The organism is Acidovorax sp. LjRoot38, from assembly GCF_964252975.1.
Lineage (GTDB): Bacteria > Pseudomonadota > Gammaproteobacteria > Burkholderiales > Burkholderiaceae_C > Acidovorax > Acidovorax facilis.
Window position 1 is genome coordinate 1 of record NZ_CAXUPT020000015.1, and the last position, 16,049, is coordinate 16,049.

The window sequence follows — 16,049 nt, forward strand, 5'->3', positions numbered from 1 at the left end:
GGCGGTGTTGATCGTGATACCGCGGGCCTTTTCTTCGGGCGCTGCGTCGATCTGGTCGTATGCCTTGGCTTCACCGCCGAACTTGGCGGACAGCACGGTAGCGATGGCTGCCGTCAGCGTCGTCTTGCCATGGTCCACGTGGCCGATTGTGCCCACGTTGACGTGAGGCTTGGTCCGTTCGAATTTACCTTTTGCCATTTTGAATCTCCAAAGAGCAATGCCTGTGTTGGGGTTTAACGTCTGCACCCGATTGCTGGTTCGTCCCGCACAGGGCAACAGGACGGCACCGGGTCGCAGATTGCAAGAATTTTGCTACTGTTTTAATAGCTGCTAGCGCTTTATAGAGAAGCGCTAACAGCCAATCTGACTTAAAAACAAAGAGGAAAGACCTGCCCAGGGCAGACCTTTCACTCGACGCGCTTACTTGGCGCGTGCAGCCATGATGGCTTCAGACACGTTGCGCGGTGCTTCGCTGTAGTGCTTGAATTCCATCGAGTACGTAGCGCGGCCTTGCGTCGCGGAGCGCAGCGAGGTCGAGTAGCCGAACATTTCGGACAGCGGCACTTCAGCGCGGATGGCCTTGCCACCGCCCGGGATGTCGTCCATGCCCTGGACCATGCCACGGCGAGAGGACAGGTCACCCATCACGGTACCAGCGTAGTCTTCCGGCGTTTCCACTTCCACAGCCATCATGGGTTCCAGAATGACCGGGCCGGCCTTGCGGCAGCCTTCCTTGAAGCCGAAGATGGCAGCCATCTTGAACGCCAGTTCGTTCGAGTCCACATCGTGGTACGAACCGAAGTGCAGCGTGACCTTGACGTCCACCACGGGGTAGCCAGCCAGCACGCCTTGCGTCACGGCTTCGTTGATACCCTTTTCCACGGCCGGGATGAATTCGCGAGGAACCACACCACCCTTGATCGCGTCGACGAACTCGATGCCCTTGCCGGCTTCGTTGGGTTCGATCTTGAGCACGACGTGGCCGTACTGGCCCTTACCGCCGGACTGGCGCACGAACTTGCCTTCGGCTTCTTCTACCGTCTTGCGGATGGTTTCACGGTAGGCCACCTGGGGCTTGCCCACGTTGGCTTCCACACCGAACTCACGCTTCATGCGGTCCACGATGATTTCCAGATGCAGCTCGCCCATACCGGCGATCAGCGTCTGACCCGATTCTTCGTCGGTCTTCACGCGGAAGGATGGATCTTCTGCAGCCAAGCGCTGCAGTGCGATGCCCATCTTTTCCTGGTCGGCCTTGGTCTTGGGTTCCACGGCCTGGGTGATCACAGGCTCAGGGAACACCATGCGCTCCAGAATGATCTGGGAGTCGATGTCGCTCAGCGTTTCACCGGTCGTCACGTCCTTCAGGCCCACGCAGGCAGCGATGTCGCCGGCACGGATTTCTTCGACTTCCTGGCGCTCGTTGGCGTGCATCTGCACGATACGGCCGATACGTTCCTTCTTGCCCTTGATGGGGTTGTAGACGGTATCGCCCTTGCTCAGAACGCCGGAGTACACACGCACGAAGGTCAGCTGGCCCACGAACGGGTCGGTCATCAGCTTGAATGCCAGGGCCGAGAACTTCTCGCTGTCGTCCGCCTTGCGGGTGACGGGGTTTTCGTCTTCATCGGTACCCGTCACGTCAGGGATGTCCGTCGGTGCTGGCAGGTAGTCGATCACGGCGTCCAGCATGCGCTGCACACCCTTGTTCTTGAACGCGGTGCCGCACAGCATCGGGTGGATTTCCGTGGCGATGGTGCGCGTACGCAGGCCGAACTTGATTTCAGCTTCGGAGAGGTCGCCCTCTTCCAGGTACTTGTTCATCAGCTCTTCGGAGGCTTCGGCAGCGGCTTCCACCATCTTCTCGCGCCATTCCTTGGCGGATGCGACCAGATCGGCTGGAATTTCTTCGTAGGTGAACTTCATGCCCTGCGAAGCTTCATCCCACAGAATGGCCTTCATCTTCAGCAGATCGACCACGCCGGTGAACTTGTCTTCGGCGCCGATTGGGATCACCACGGGCACAGGGTTGGCCTTCAGGCGCAGCTTCATCTGCTCGTAGACCTTGAAGAAGTTGGCACCGGTACGGTCCATCTTGTTCACGAAGGCCAGGCGAGGCACCTTGTACTTGTTGGCTTGGCGCCAGACGGTTTCCGACTGGGGCTGCACGCCACCCACGGCGCAGTACACCATGCAGGCGCCGTCAAGCACGCGCATCGAACGTTCCACTTCGATCGTGAAGTCCACGTGACCGGGGGTGTCGATGATGTTGAAGCGGTGCTCCTCGTAGGAGTTGTCCATGCCCTTCCAGAAGCAGGTCGTGGCAGCCGAGGTGATCGTGATGCCGCGCTCTTGTTCCTGCTCCATCCAGTCCATGGTGGCAGCGCCGTCGTGCACTTCGCCAATCTTGTGGCTCACGCCCGTGTAGAACAGGATACGTTCGGTGGTCGTGGTCTTGCCAGCGTCAATGTGGGCCGAGATACCGATATTGCGGTAGCGCTCGATGGGAGTCTTGCGAGCCATGGTGGATCCTTGGATGGGTCGTGTTATTCAGGGGAAGGGCCCAGCATTGTGGCGCTGCGACCCGTCAATTTTGTGACCACCTCAATCGCCACAAGGCTGCAGGCAAAATTGCCGGCAGCCTTGCGCTTGGCGACGAGGGCAGTTCGTCGATTTAGAAGCGGAAGTGGCTGAATGCCTTGTTGGCTTCGGCCATGCGGTGCACTTCGTCACGCTTCTTCATGGCGCCGCCACGGCCTTCGGTGGCTTCCAGCAGTTCGTTGGCCAGGCGTTGGGCCATCGACTTCTCACCGCGCTTGCGGGCGGCTTCCTTGATCCAGCGCATGGACAGAGCCAGACGACGGACAGGGCGCACTTCCACAGGCACCTGGTAGTTGGCACCGCCCACGCGGCGGGACTTCACTTCGACCATGGGCTTCACGTTGTTGATGGCAACAGTGAAGGCTTCCAGCGGGTCCTTGTCAGGGTGCTTCTTCTCGATCAGCTCCAGGGCGCCATAAATGATGCGCTCTGCAACCGCCTTTTTGCCGCCTTCCATGATCACGTTCATGAATTTGGACAGCTCTACATTGCCGAACTTGGGATCCGGCAGGATTTCACGTTTGGGGACTTCGCGACGACGTGGCATTTTTTACCTCTATCTTTGCTTCAGTTGGCATCTTTTCAGACACCGCGAGAGCCAATCAAGGACCCCCACTTACTCGACCCGCGCAGAACACCTGCGTTTGGGGCCACTACGCTGCTTCACCGCGCCACGCGGGAGACAGCACCGAAAATTCTTTTGTGCAAAAGCGCAGGGCTTACTTGGCCTTGGGCTTCTTGGCACCGTACTTGGAGCGCGACTGCTTGCGGTCTTTCACGCCTTGCAAGTCGAGCGAACCACGCACGATGTGGTAACGCACACCGGGCAAGTCCTTGACACGACCGCCACGAACCAGCACCACGCTGTGTTCTTGCAGGTTGTGGCCTTCACCGCCGATGTAGGAAATGACCTCAAAACCGTTGGTCAGGCGCACCTTGGCAACCTTACGCAGAGCGGAGTTAGGCTTCTTAGGCGTCGTGGTGTACACACGGGTGCACACGCCGCGGCGCTGGGGAGAGTTTTCCATCGCAGGGCTCTTGGACTTGATCTTTTCGACCTCGCGCCCCTGACGGACTAGTTGATTGATGGTTGGCATGAATACGTCCCTAAACGTAAAAAACGAAAACGTGAAACCCTTCGGAATTTCCGAAAAGCCTTCTAATGTAGCAGCAAGGCCTTGAACGGGCAAGCGCTACGCGGTTTTCCTCGGAAACCCAGGCTCAAGATGGAGACCAAAAGCCGCCGAAAGCGCGCGGCAAGCCAGAACCGCCGCGCTGGCGGCACCCCCTTCCCGAATGGCTGCGCTGTTCGGGAAGGGGTGAAGACGCGGCAGCGCCTGAGGGGGATGTTCCTGCTACTTTATCCAGAGCCGGATGGCATCCCACGCACGGCCCAGGATGCCCGCCTGTTCCACGCCTTCCAGCGCGACCAGCGGCACTTCCGCCACAGCCTGTTCGCCCAGGAGTACCTTCAGGGCGCCCACAGACTGCCCCTTGGTGAACGGAGCAACCAGCGGGTCGGGGCGCGCAATCTGGGTGGTGATCTTGCCTGCACTGCCTGCGGGCACAGTCACCACGATGGCCTCATCGCGGCCGATCTTGAGGGTGTTTTCCGTGCCCTTCCAGACAGCGGGCGTGGCGACGGGCTTGCCGGCGTCAAACAGCTTGACGGCTTCAAACGCGGTATAGCCCCAGTTCAGCAACTTCTGGCTTTCGTTGGCGCGCGCATTTTCGCTGGCGGCACCGAGCACGATAGACAGCAGGCGGCGCTGGCCCACGCCGGGGAATTCACGCTTGGACGTTGCCACGAGGCAGTAGCCTGCGGCTGCGGTGTGGCCGGTCTTGAGGCCGTCCACGGTCGGATCGCGGAACAGCAGGGAATTGCGATTGCTGCCGTTCGATGCAGGCGTGCCGGGGTAGCTGTACTGCTTGGTGGAGTAGTAGTGCATGTACTCCGGGAAATCCTTCATCAGGCGCGTGGCGAGAACGGACAGGTCGCGCGCCGTGGTGAGGTGGCCGGGCTCGGTCAGGCCTTCGGGGTTCTTGTAGCTGGTGCCGCTCATGCCCAGGGCCTTGGCCTGGTCGTTCATGAGCTTGACGAAGTTTTCGTACGTGCCGCCAACGCCCTCCGCCAGCGCTACCGTGGCATCGTTGCCGGACTGGACGATCATGCCCTTGATGAGGTCTTCCACCGGCACCTGCATCTTGGGGTCGATGAACATGCGCGAGCCAGGCATCTTCCAGGCACGCACGCTCACGGGCAACTTCTGGTCCAGCGTTATCTTCTTGGCGCGCAGCGCGTCAAACACCAGATAGCCCGTCATGAGTTTGGTGAGCGAAGCCTGCTCCACCGGCGCGTCAATGTCCTTGGCGGCCAGCACCTGGCTGGCCGTGACGTCCACCAGCATATAAGTGCGCGCGGCAATTTCAGGAGGCTGGGGCGCCTGGGCATAGGCGCCGAAAGCGGCAGGGGCCACGGCAGCAAAGACGGCCAGGGATCGCAGCGCGGACAGGATTCGTTTCATGGGCGATAAGGGGCTGGAAAGGCTCGGAAAAGAGGTAAAAGAAACAGCAGAAACTGCTGGGAGGCGACCAGGAGGGGCGGGTTGAAGCCAACCCAAAGTCAGACGCAGGCTTGAGTGGCTCAGCCTCGCGATTGCAGGTGGCGCACCACCAGATTTTTCAGAAGCGGCAATTGTCCGTGAAAGAAATGCCCCCCTGCGGGAATGACTGTGACAGGCAGTATCTGGGGCCGCGCCCAGTCCATCACAGCGGCCAGCGGCACAGTGTCGTCGTGCTCGCCGTGCACGACCAGGGTGCGCAGATGGGCATCGGGCGGCACCGGGGCAACGGCAAAACGGCTGGCTGCCGTGCCCACCAGCACCGCCTGGTCCACGCGACCCTGCGGCCAGAGGGCGGCCAGCGCATGGCTGGTGACAAATGCGCCAAACGAGAATCCCGCGAGCGCAATCCGCTGGCCAGCGGCAGCGGGCGCCACCTGCTCCACCACGGCCAGCAGGTCCTGCAGCTCGCCCTGGCCTTCGTCGTACACGCCTTCGGTGGCGCCCACGCCGCGAAAATTGAAACGCACGGCCGTCCAGCCACACTGCACAAAGGCGCGCGCCAGCGTCTGCACCACCTTGTTGTCCATGGTGCCGCCAAACAGCGGATGGGGGTGGGCAATGATGGCCACGCCACGGGGCACAGCAGCACCGTCGCCCAACGCGGCAGCGTCACGCACGGCCTCGATGGCGCCTGCGGGGCCGGACAGGGTCAGGCGTTCGGTCTGGGCATTCACGGGTTTACTACCAATTTAATAGCTATTTACGCTTGATGGATAAGCGCTAGCAGCCAAAATCATTCAAAAAAAACAACGAGACGGATGGAGGCGTATTCAGCGGCCAAGTTCCGCCGGTGTGACCAGACGCTCCACCACCTGGCCGTTCTTGAGGTGCGATTCGACGATCTCGTCGATATCGGCCGCGTCCACATAGGTGTACCAGGTGCCCTCGGGGTAGACCACCGCGACAGGGCCGCCCGCGCAGCGGTCCAGGCAGCCGGCCTTGTTCACGCGCACCTTGCCGGCCCCCGCCAGGCCTGCCGCCTTCACCTGGGCCTTGCAGCGGTCAAAACCCGCCTGGGCGTTGTGGTGGGCGCAGCTGTCCTCGCCGTTGGTGCGTTCGTTGAGGCAGAAGAAGATGTGGCGCTGGTAGTAGCCGGGCGCTGCGGCCGGTGCGGGGGTGGTGTCGCTCATGGCTGCATTTTACGAACCCACGCGTCCACGATGTCGGCGCGGCGCTGAATGCGACTCAGGAGGAGCCTTCCTTGCGCGACACCCGAAACACCACGTAGATCAGCGTGGCGTAGGGCCACAGCCACCCCAGCCACTGGCCCAGGCCGTAAAAGCGGATGAACCGGCCCTGCTCCCAGATCTGCAGCGTCTGCGCAAAGTAGGCGCTGGTGGGCGCCTGGTTGAGCAGCGCCAGGTGCCAGACCAGGGCCACCAGCAGCACGGCAGCGCAGGCACGCCGGGGCAGGGCCAGCAGGAGCAGCGCCAGCGCCAGCGCCCCCCACACGCCGACGCGCGTCGGCAAGCCCATCCATTCCCAGGCATGCACGGGGCCCCAGCTCAGGGCGGCTGACAGCGCGGTGAGCGTGACACCCACGGCCACCACCCCCAGGGCAAACAGCGCCCGCCGCCCCACATGACGGATCACGCAGTAGCCCAGCAGGCACGGGGCCAGCAGGCCCAGCGTCACACACAGCAGCTCCCCACTGGGCGACAGCGGGTCGAGCGCAGCCTCGCGCAGCGGCAGCCAGTCCAGAAACGGGGTGTCGGCCAGCACCTCGATGAGCGCCGCTTCCAGCCGCTCCAGCACCTGCCCCAGCCCGAACGGCACCGCCGCCGGGAACAGCAGCGCCAGCGGCCACAACGCCAGCAGGACGATGGCGCCGCTGGCGTCCTGCACAAACCAGCGGCCCTTGAAATCGCTCCAGCGGTCGATGGCGCCCAGGCGCTCCAGCAGCGCGGCGCTCAGCGCCCCCGCCAGGGTGCCCGCCGCGTTGAGCAGCAAGTCCAGATTGGAGGGCACACGCCGGGGCAGGTAGATCTGCAGGAACTCCATGACCAGTGACAGCAGCATGCCCACCAGCGTGGCCAGCAGCACCGCGCCCCGCCCCCAGCCCGAGCGCAGCATGGCCAGCACCAGCAGAAAACCCAGCGGGGCATACCCCACCACATTGGTGGCAATGTCAAAACCCGTCCAGTACGGCGGGGGCAGCGGCGCCAGCAGGAAGACCAGGGGGTCAATGCCCTGGGCGCGCCAGCCGTCAAACGGGAACAGGCTGGCAAAGACGATGAGCGCTGTATAGATCAGCGCAAGAGGCCAGGCGGAGGTCTTGGACACCTGCGTGCGGGCCTAGAACGGCTTGACCACTACCAGCACGACGGCGGCCACCAGCATCAGCACGGGAGCCTCGTTGAACCAGCGGAACCACACATGGCTCCTGCGGCTGGTGCCGTCGGCCAGCTTGCGCAGCACCACGCTGCAGGCGTGGTGGTAGCCGATCACCAGCAGCACCACCGCAAGCTTGGCGTGCATCCAGCCATTGCCGGGGCCCCAGCCGATGCCGTAACCCATCCACAGCCACAGGCCCAGCGCCAGCGCAGGCACGGCCAGCAGCGTGGTAAAGCGCAAAAGCTTGCGTGCCATGAGCAGCAGGCGGTCGCGCTCGGCGGCCGAGCCCGGCGCCACCATCGCCAGATTGACGAAGATGCGCGGCAGATAGAAAAGGCCAGCAAACCAGCTGGCCACGAAGACGATGTGAAAGGCTTTGACCCAGAGCATGGAGGCAGTTTAAGGGCCCGTGCGGGCCACACGAGGCCGCACCAAAAAAAAGCCCGGCAAATCCGCCGGGCCGGGAAAGCCTGTTTTGCATCGCTGCAACCCGAGGCCCCGCTCAGGGAGGGAAAGCGGGGGGCGGCAAGCCGCCCGGCGCCAATTTAGCACCGGGCATCGGGTGTTACAAGCGGCATTTCCAAGGTGAGAAGGCGTCGCAATGGTGTTTGAAACCGGCGCGCCCCATGCCAGTGCACCCGTGGATCCAGCTTCGCCGGTCCAGGGGGTGCGTCCCCCGAGGGAGCCGCGCAGCGGCTCAGGGAGATAATCTCGCGATGCACCTCCAAAGCCCCGCTCCCTTCCCCCAGAACCGCCCGCGCCGCCTGCGCCGCGATGCTTTTACCCGCAACCTGGTGCGCGAAAACGCTGTGACGCCGCACGACCTCATCTACCCAGTGTTTGTGCATGAAGGCAGCCAGCGCCGCGAGGCCGTGACCTCCATGCCCGGCGTGGACCGCCTGAGCCTGGACCTGCTGCTGCCCGTGGCCGAAGACTGCGTGAAGCTGGGCATTCCGGTGCTGGCGCTGTTCCCGGCGATCGACCCGTCGCTCAAGACGCCCGATGGCAAAGAGGCCCTGAACCCCGACGGCCTGATCCCGCGCGTGGTGCGGGCGCTGAAGAAAGAATTCCCCGGCCTGGGCGTGATGACCGACGTGGCACTGGACCCGTACACCAGCCACGGCCAGGACGGCGTGCTGGACGAGACCGGCTACATCATCAATGACGAGACGGTGGAGATCCTCACCGGCCAGGCGCTCACGCACGCCGAGGCGGGTGTGGACATCGTCGCGCCCAGCGACATGATGGACGGGCGCATCGGCGCCATCCGCGAGGCGCTGGAGGTGCAGGGCCATATCCACACCCGCATCATGGCCTACAGCGCCAAGTACGCCAGCGCCTTCTACGGCCCCTTTCGCGACGCCGTGGGCACGCGTGGCGCCCTGGGCAAGGCCGACAAGAATGTGTACCAGATGGACCCCGGCAACAGCGACGAAGCCCTGCGCGAGGTGGCCATCGACATCGCCGAAGGCGCGGACATGGTGATGGTCAAGCCCGGCATGCCGTACCTGGACATCGTGCGCCGCGTGAAGGACGAGTTCAAGGTGCCCACCTTCGCCTACCAGGTCAGCGGCGAGTACGCCATGATCAAGGCCGCTGCCGCCAATGGCTGGCTGGACCACGACGCCGTGATGATGGAAAGCCTGCTGGCCTTCAAGCGCGCCGGTGCCGATGGCGTGCTGACCTACTTTGCGCGCGACGCGGCTCGCTTGCTAACAAAATAATAGCTACTAGCGCTTTATGGACAAGCGCTAGAGGCACTTTTCATTCAAAACCGGGTTCATGCGCATCTTCCACATCCACAACGGCGGCGTGCAGGAGCTGACCGCGTTGCCCGCTCAGATGCCCGCCCAGGGTTTTGTCTGGATCGCCTGCGGGCGCCCCGCCTTCCAGGCGCGGCTGGCCGAGATCCAGGCACGCCTGCAAACCCTGGTGGGGCTGCAGCTGGTGGACCTGCACGTGTCCGACCTGCTCAACGCGCAGCTGCCCTCGCACTACGACTACACCTCGCAATATGACCTGTTGGTGTTTCGCCGCCTGGCCACCGCGCAGGGCGACACCGTCGACTCGCCCGTGGAAGGTGATAGCCCCGCCAGCCCACTCAAACGCAGCGGCCCACCGGTGCTGCGCCGCATCGACACCAGCCCGGTGGGGTTTGCGGTGTTCGACCAGCTGCTGCTGACCGTACACCCCGCAGACTGCGCAGTGCGCGACGCCTATGCGGCCCGTCTGCTGGCATCGCTACCCACCAGCAACGGCACCGAAGGCCGCAGCAGCCCCGCGCCCGGCGCCCGCGTGCCCGCCAGCCCGGCCGACCTGATGCTGCGCGTGGTGAACATGATGGTGGACCGCTATCTGGACCTGCGCCGCGAACTCACGCGCCAGCTCGACCACTGGCAAAACGAGCTGCTCAAGCCCCGGGCGCGGTATGTGAACTGGAGTTCGCTGCTGGAAGCACGGCTGGCCCTGCACAAGCTCGACGAGATCTGCGAAGACCAGCGCACCGCCGTGCAGGACTGGATCGATGCGCTGGAAACCTGGGCCTTGCCCGACACCCCGGCTGGCCTGCGCGAGCTGGACCTGCTCAAGGTGCGCAGCCGCGACGTGCTGGAGCACATCGAGCGCGTGGTGCACCACGTGCGGCGGCTGGAGCAGAGCACCGAAACCGCCGTGCAGATGCATTTCAGCGTGCAGAGCAACCGCACCAACGACATCATGCGCACGCTCACGGCGCTCACCGCCGTGTTCCTGCCGCTCAATCTGATAGCGGGCATCTTCGGCATGAACTTCGAGTTCTTGCCGCTCATCCACAAGGCCGATGGGTTCTGGTGGGCGTTGGGCTCGATGGTCTTCATCGCCCTGTCGCTGGTGATGCTGTTCTGGCGCAAGCGGTATCTGGCGAGGACGAGGTGACCATGCTCGCGAAGGCACTCAGCTGACGAAGCTCTCACAGCCAGACGTTCTTCGCACCAGAGTCCACGCAGCCGTCAACCCGCCAACGCCAGGGCCAGTGGTTGTCGTGCGCGAAAAGCCCATTTCGGCCCCAGACGGAAGGCCTCCAGCCTGCGCGAGGAAGCGGTAGCAAAAAAGAGGTCTTCGGACAAATGGAGGCGTTCAAATACCCGCCGCTGGCGCACCGAGCGGCGGCGCAGATCCCCCTCAAAGGCATTGCCGTCACCGCGCGATTGTTCGAACAATGCTGCCGCGCGCGCCAGGTTCTGCAGCGCCAGGGGTGTCAATGCCGGCACGGCACGCGGTGCGGACAAACGGGCCTGCGCGATAAACGGGTTTTGCCCCACCAGCAACCCCCATGGCCGACGGCCCTCGACAGGGTCGACACTCAAGGCTTCCAGCTTGGTCAAACCGAAGTCGCGCGCCAGCGTCAGCCGCACGGCCAGCCAGGGATCGGCTTGACGCACTTGCTCAATCGCCTCGCGCGCCACGGATTCACTCCCCTGCAGCGGAAGCACCAGTGAGCCCAACAGGCGCTGCGCGTGCGCATCGCCCTGGTTGGCAGCGACATGCAGCCACGCAATGGCCTGCTCCGACTCCACCACCGAGTTCGACGCGCGCAGTATCAAAGCCCCCAGCTTGCGCTGCGCCTCGGACTGCCCGGCCATTGCCGCTTTCTCCAGGAAGAAGCGGGCCATCTGCGGGTTGGATACCGACGAGCGGTGGTCTGCATGCGTCGCGTACAAGGCAAGCCATGCATCGTCCCGGCCCGCGTCCGCAGCGCGCAACAACAAGGCCACGCCTTTGCGCAGGTTCAGCGACGTGGCCAGCCGCGCTGGCGCCAGCGTGCCGCTGTCAATTCCGCAACGCGCACGGCCCAGCAGGCACGCAGCGTCCCGATCCCCGCGTACGACAGCCAGCTCCAGGCTGGCCTCAATCTGGTCAGGTGCCAGCCCGCGCAAGGAGTGTTTCTCGCGCTCGGCCCACAAGACCGCCGCCACGACCAGATCCGACAGGGCGTGTGTCAAGCGCGGCGCCACCATCAGCGCCACCCGCAGGCAATCGACCAGCTGGTCCAGTCCCCCTTCTTCACGCGCCTGGCGCGCAGCGATCACCGCGACCTGCACCACGTCCACTGCGGCGCTGGATTGGATCGATTCCACCATCGCCTCCAGGGCGCGGTCCGAGCGTGCACCTTCCACGGCCGCCATGACTTGGCAGGCCTCGACGTGCCCGGCTGCGGCGGCAGTCTCCAGCCACGACTGCCCCGCCGTGACGGAGCTGCGCGTCAACGCCATCCACACGCCCAGCTTGAACTGCGCCAAGGGGCTTCCCGCAGCGGCAGCCTTGTGCAATGCATCTTCCTGTTTCAGGTCCAGCAAATCCTGCAGCGGCAAACTCTCTGCAATGGCACACGCGGTTTCTGGCAGCTCACGGACGCTGGGGTGTGAGAGGTACTCGATCCCCGTGGCCACATGGCGCGGGAAGCCATCGCCCCCCACCAAATAACGTCGGCCCGCTTTGCTGCGGGCGGCGGGATCGCCCTGGCGGGCCAGGGTCAGCAATTGAATGTCTTGTCGGCGCATGCTTGGCTCTCTTCAACGTGTTGCGGGGGCGGCACACCAAAGCGGCTTTTGGCACGCAAACTGGCAAACACCCCCTGCTTTGGACAGGTTTGAAGAATAGAAACGCACGCCTGACAGCGGGATTGCGCGCACATGACATCTCTGTAATGAACCGCCTGGCCTGCCCGCGACCCATGCAAAAAAGCCCGCATCCCCTGGGGGATGCGGGCCAATCGTTTACCTTGGAGACAATTGCCCATCGCAATGGGCAAGAGGAAGACCGCCTGGGGTCTTAGAACGTGTGGCGCAGGCCGAAGTCCAGGCCCTTGGAGTTGTCACCTGCACTGGTCTTGGCACCGTTCAGTGCAAGCGCAGAACCGTTCTTGTTCTTCAGGTACGCAAAGGTGGTGTACAGGGCAGTGCGCTTGGACAGGTTGTGCACGTACCCCACGGCAAACTTGTTCGCCTGCACATTGGTGTCCTGAACGCTGACGCGGGACCACGAAGCGCGGACCAGGCCAACGCTGCCCACGGGAGCCGTCGCACCGATCATGTAGTGGCGAGCCTTCTCGTCGCGGGCCTTGGACTCATCCTGCCCAGCTTCAACCAGCAGCTTGGCCACACCGAAATCGTAAGAACCTCCGATGTTGGCATTCGTCACGTCGCCATACGCACCAAGGCTGGACACCGAGCCGTAGCTCACGCCCACATTGAGGGGGCCGTTTTCATAGCCAGCGCGCAACCCATAGCCATTGCCGTCATTGGAGCCATTGGCGGCCTCGCCACGGTAGTACTGCACCTGGCCAAAGAACCCACCCAGATTCCTGGGCGTGAAGTACGACACGGAATTGCTGGTACGCGTCTGCATGGCGTAGCCGTAGTTGCTGCCCAGCGAAGTCGTCTTCAGAAGAGCGCCGACGCCGTTGTCGCCGAATGCGTCATAGATGTTGTTGTAGGTCGCAGTGAAATCACGGCCCAGGCGAACTTCGCCCCAGAGGTCATCCATCAAGCTGATGGTCGAGCGACGGTTGAAGTTGAAGGTGTTGCCGACGCCTGTACCGTCGTCCAGGTTGTACCCGGCTTCCAGCCAGAAGCCAGCCTTCATGCCACCACCAAGATCTTCAATACCTCGGAAACCGAGGCGGTTGGAAGCCAGACCACCGCTGCCCACGCTGGTCCGGTTCGTCTCACTGCCGCGGCCCACCTGAACCGCCACGTCGGCCACGCCAAACAGCGTGACAGACGATTGTGCATAAGAGGTTGCGCTGATGGCTGCAAGCACAGCCAATGTGGCGAATTTTTTCATGGTCATCCTTGTTAAGTGGGTTCAATCGGAGTCATGTCCCACGCCTTGTTGGCAGGACATGGTGCAAGCGTAGGCATTGCACCCTCGTGCCCACAGACCGCAGAGCGCAACCACGGGGGACACGCATGCGCCCCCCCCTAGGTTTGGGACAACGCCGTTTCACAGGTGCCACATTCCCTCCGGACTGAAAGGCTGTTGGCGATCCCCGGGAGGCACACAGCGGTTTGGCGGGATGGGTACGCCAGACACGGTGTGCAATAGATAGATAGCCTGGACTTGCAAAACCGCTGCAAAAGCAGAGACCGGCTGCAAACACCACGGCCCGAAAGGTTGTCGCGAAAGCGGGTGAGGAGACACAACCGCTGATTGCGCAAGGGCTAGGGACCCTCTGCACAAATCACCGCGCCGTGTGCAGCTGCAGTCTCGGGCGGTCTGCGGCGTTGCAAATACTCGCAATAGCTGCGGCTATTGCTGCGTTTTGCGCCTTGCAGCCCATCCCGATCCGCAGCGCCCACTTGCCGCTCGATTCGTGCAGAGGATCCCTAGCGCAAACGGCGCACCCGAAGCATCCGCGAGGATCATGGTCGCGCTCCAGACCAATCCTCCCGCGAGACCGCAGACAAGCACTCACGACTGTTCGTGAATTCGCAACAGTGCATTTCGATCCAGCAAGCTTCTCAAATCCACACACACCTTCAACAATCCACCAAAGTCAATCCGCAGCTTCCCTCCATCCGTCTGCACTCCACCTTTTCTGTCCCTTGAGAAACCGCCGGGATCTCGTCACATGCGCTTGCTTTCCATTGAAGACGAACGATCAACCGCTGCTTACCTGTACAAGGGCTTGACCGAGCATGGCCATGTCGTAGACACGGCGTTCGACGGTGTGGAAGGCCTGCACCTGGCCACCTCAGGGCATTACGACCTCATACTGCTCGACGTGGGGCTGCCGGGCGCCAGCGGCTGGGATGTGCTGCAGGGCATTCGCACACAGCAACAGACACCGGTGTTTTTCATATCGGGCCGCGACGAGGTCGAAGACCGCGTCAAGGGGCTCCTGCTGGGTGCCGACGACTACATGGTCAAGCCCTTTGCATTTTCCGAACTGCTGGCACGCATCCAGGTGGTCGCGCGCCGCCGTGCACCCATGTCCGCACCAGAGGGCTTGCTGCGCGTGGGCGAGCTGGAAGTCGATACCGCGCGCCGGCGCGTCAAACGGGGCGCGCTGCGCATTGACCTCACCACCCAGGAGTTTGTTCTCCTGGACTATCTGGCCCGCCATGCCGGCCAGGTCGTATCGCGCACCCTGATCGCGCAGAACGTGTGGGACATGCACTTTGACAGCGACACCAATGTGGTTGATGTGGCGGTGCGCCGACTGCGGGCCAAGATCGACGAGCCCTTCGCGGAGAAGCTCATTCACACCGTCAGGGGCGTCGGCTATGTCCTCGAACTCCGAAACAGCGCCTAAGGCGCGGTCCGTTCTGCGTCGCTCTCTGCCCCTGAAGATCGCGCTGGCAATTTCTTTGATCACCCTGCTGTTGATCACGGCCAGCTTCTGGATGGTGATCTACCTGCTGGGCCAGGATTTCAACGACCTCCTGCCGCTGCTCGCCAGCAACGGAGGCATGGTCCATATCCCTGCAGAGGATTTGCACGCGCGGGGCCATGCCTTTGCCCTGCGCTCATGGCGTGTGTTTGCCATCACGCTGGGTGTCGGCGCGCTGGCCGCGAGCCTCTTCGCATGGTGCACCGCCAAGCTCATCCTGTCCTCGGCCCACCGCCTGGCCAACACGGCCAACCGCATCAGCGCCCAGGCCTTGCACGAACGGCTGGCACCCGAGAACAACATTGCCGAGCTGGAACCTGTGGCCCGGGCGTTCAACCACATGCTCGACCGGCTGGAGGATTCCTTCACCCGCCTGTCGGGTGTGTCGTCCGACATTGCGCACGATCTGCGCACTCCCATCCACCGTCTCCTGATGGTCGCGCAAGTCACGCTGGACCGTCCCCGCAGTGCGGACGAATACCGTGCGGTGATCGAGTCGGCCGTTCCAACGTATGAGCGCATGGGGCGGATGATCGAGAACATCCTCTTCCTCGCGCGCGCCGAGAGCCAGCAAAGCGCCGTTCATGCCACCTTCATCCCGCTGGAGCAACGGCTGGGGGCCATCGCAGCCTTCTTCGAACTGCTCGCCCAGGAGCGGGGTTTGGAGCTGGCGCTCCAGGTAGACCAGAGCGCCCACGTCTGGGCTGATGACACCCTGCTCACCCGCGCCACCGGCAACCTGCTGACCAATGCCATTCGCCACGCCCGCCCAGGCAGCACGGTTGTGCTCTCAGGATCGGTGGCATCAAATGGCGGCTGCCATATTTCGGTCTCTAACGAGGGCGAACCCATCGCCCTCAAGCACCAGGCCAGGATTTTTGAACGCGCATACCGGGTTGAAAGTCCGAGCAACGAACAAGCGCCCGGCGTTGGCCTGGGGCTGGCCATCGTAAAAAGCACCATGGAATTGCATGGAGGCTTGGTCTACTTGCGCAGCGCCCCAGGCCATCCGACGGTGTTCACCCTGTGGTTCCCGCCACCACCGCCGCGTGCACCGGAGGCTGGGCCATCACGCGGGCGCATCAGCCGGTAGCACGGGGTGCGATCGGGCTGGGACC

15 protein-coding genes are annotated in these 16,049 nt (G+C 63.2%); 4 read left to right on the forward strand and 11 right to left on the reverse strand.

Annotated elements, in window-relative coordinates; translation table 11 throughout:
- The 9 genes from ACSQ22_RS21640 to ACSQ22_RS21680 form a co-directional block, all read right to left on the reverse strand.
- On the reverse strand, nt 1-198 hold a 198-nt coding region (locus ACSQ22_RS21640), incomplete at its 3' end, for a GTP-binding protein (RefSeq protein WP_421561726.1).
- A gap of 222 nt (nt 199-420) precedes the next feature.
- The gene (gene fusA, locus ACSQ22_RS21645) at nt 421-2,523 is read right to left on the reverse strand and encodes an elongation factor G (protein WP_055401687.1); all 2,103 of its coding nucleotides are present in this window, start codon (nt 2,521-2,523) and stop codon (nt 421-423) included.
- A 151-nt stretch (nt 2,524-2,674) separates the two neighbouring features.
- Nucleotides 2,675-3,148 (reverse strand): 30S ribosomal protein S7, encoded by a 474-nt coding sequence (gene rpsG, locus ACSQ22_RS21650; protein ID WP_005798541.1) that lies wholly within the window; start codon nt 3,146-3,148, stop codon nt 2,675-2,677.
- A 172-nt stretch (nt 3,149-3,320) separates the two neighbouring features.
- On the reverse strand, nt 3,321-3,698 hold the full coding sequence (gene rpsL, locus ACSQ22_RS21655) for a 30S ribosomal protein S12 (RefSeq protein WP_007851137.1): 378 nt from the start codon (nt 3,696-3,698) through the stop codon (nt 3,321-3,323).
- 258 nt (nt 3,699-3,956) lie between these two features.
- Nucleotides 3,957-5,126, reverse strand: coding sequence for a D-alanyl-D-alanine carboxypeptidase family protein (locus tag ACSQ22_RS21660; RefSeq protein ID WP_228897628.1), 1,170 nt, complete (start codon nt 5,124-5,126; stop codon nt 3,957-3,959).
- Nucleotides 5,127-5,245: 119 nt separating this feature from the next.
- Nucleotides 5,246-5,899 carry an alpha/beta hydrolase gene (locus tag ACSQ22_RS21665; protein ID WP_436131501.1) on the reverse strand — a complete coding sequence of 218 codons (654 nt, stop codon included), beginning with the start codon at nt 5,897-5,899 and terminating at the stop codon, nt 5,246-5,248.
- Between the two features lie 96 nt (nt 5,900-5,995).
- A complete protein-coding gene (locus tag ACSQ22_RS21670) occupies nt 5,996-6,355 on the reverse strand; it encodes a (2Fe-2S) ferredoxin domain-containing protein (RefSeq protein ID WP_121421997.1) in 360 nt (119 codons plus the stop codon).
- A 55-nt stretch (nt 6,356-6,410) separates the two neighbouring features.
- Nucleotides 6,411-7,508: a VanZ family protein gene (locus tag ACSQ22_RS21675; protein WP_436131502.1), complete on the reverse strand. Its 1,098-nt coding sequence runs from the start codon at nt 7,506-7,508 to the stop codon at nt 6,411-6,413.
- A 12-nt stretch (nt 7,509-7,520) separates the two neighbouring features.
- Nucleotides 7,521-7,949, reverse strand: coding sequence for a CopD family protein (locus ACSQ22_RS21680; RefSeq protein ID WP_121507830.1), 429 nt, complete (start codon nt 7,947-7,949; stop codon nt 7,521-7,523).
- A 326-nt stretch (nt 7,950-8,275) separates the two neighbouring features.
- Between ACSQ22_RS21680 and hemB the strand changes: the two genes are divergently transcribed.
- Both hemB and ACSQ22_RS21690 read left to right on the forward strand, forming a co-directional pair.
- The gene (hemB, locus tag ACSQ22_RS21685) at nt 8,276-9,283 is read left to right on the forward strand and encodes a porphobilinogen synthase (protein ID WP_121421995.1); all 1,008 of its coding nucleotides are present in this window, start codon (nt 8,276-8,278) and stop codon (nt 9,281-9,283) included.
- A gap of 58 nt (nt 9,284-9,341) precedes the next feature.
- Nucleotides 9,342-10,472, forward strand: a complete 1,131-nt coding sequence (locus tag ACSQ22_RS21690; RefSeq protein WP_436131503.1) for a magnesium transporter CorA family protein — start codon at nt 9,342-9,344, stop codon at nt 10,470-10,472.
- 74 nt (nt 10,473-10,546) lie between these two features.
- On the opposite strand, the gene ACSQ22_RS21695 is transcribed toward ACSQ22_RS21690, so the two are convergent.
- Nucleotides 10,547-12,097, reverse strand: coding sequence for a tetratricopeptide repeat protein (locus ACSQ22_RS21695; RefSeq protein WP_436131504.1), 1,551 nt, complete (start codon nt 12,095-12,097; stop codon nt 10,547-10,549).
- 271 nt (nt 12,098-12,368) lie between these two features.
- Entirely contained in the window at nt 12,369-13,382 is a 1,014-nt protein-coding gene (locus tag ACSQ22_RS21700; RefSeq protein ID WP_057228604.1) for a porin, read from the reverse strand.
- A gap of 787 nt (nt 13,383-14,169) precedes the next feature.
- Between ACSQ22_RS21700 and ACSQ22_RS21705 the strand changes: the two genes are divergently transcribed.
- A complete protein-coding gene (locus tag ACSQ22_RS21705; protein WP_436131505.1) occupies nt 14,170-14,853 on the forward strand; it encodes a heavy metal response regulator transcription factor in 684 nt (227 codons plus the stop codon).
- A 55-nt stretch (nt 14,854-14,908) separates the two neighbouring features.
- On the forward strand, nt 14,909-16,024 hold the full coding sequence (locus ACSQ22_RS21710) for a heavy metal sensor histidine kinase (protein ID WP_436131506.1): 1,116 nt from the start codon (nt 14,909-14,911) through the stop codon (nt 16,022-16,024).
- Nucleotides 16,025-16,049: the final 25 nt, after the last annotated feature.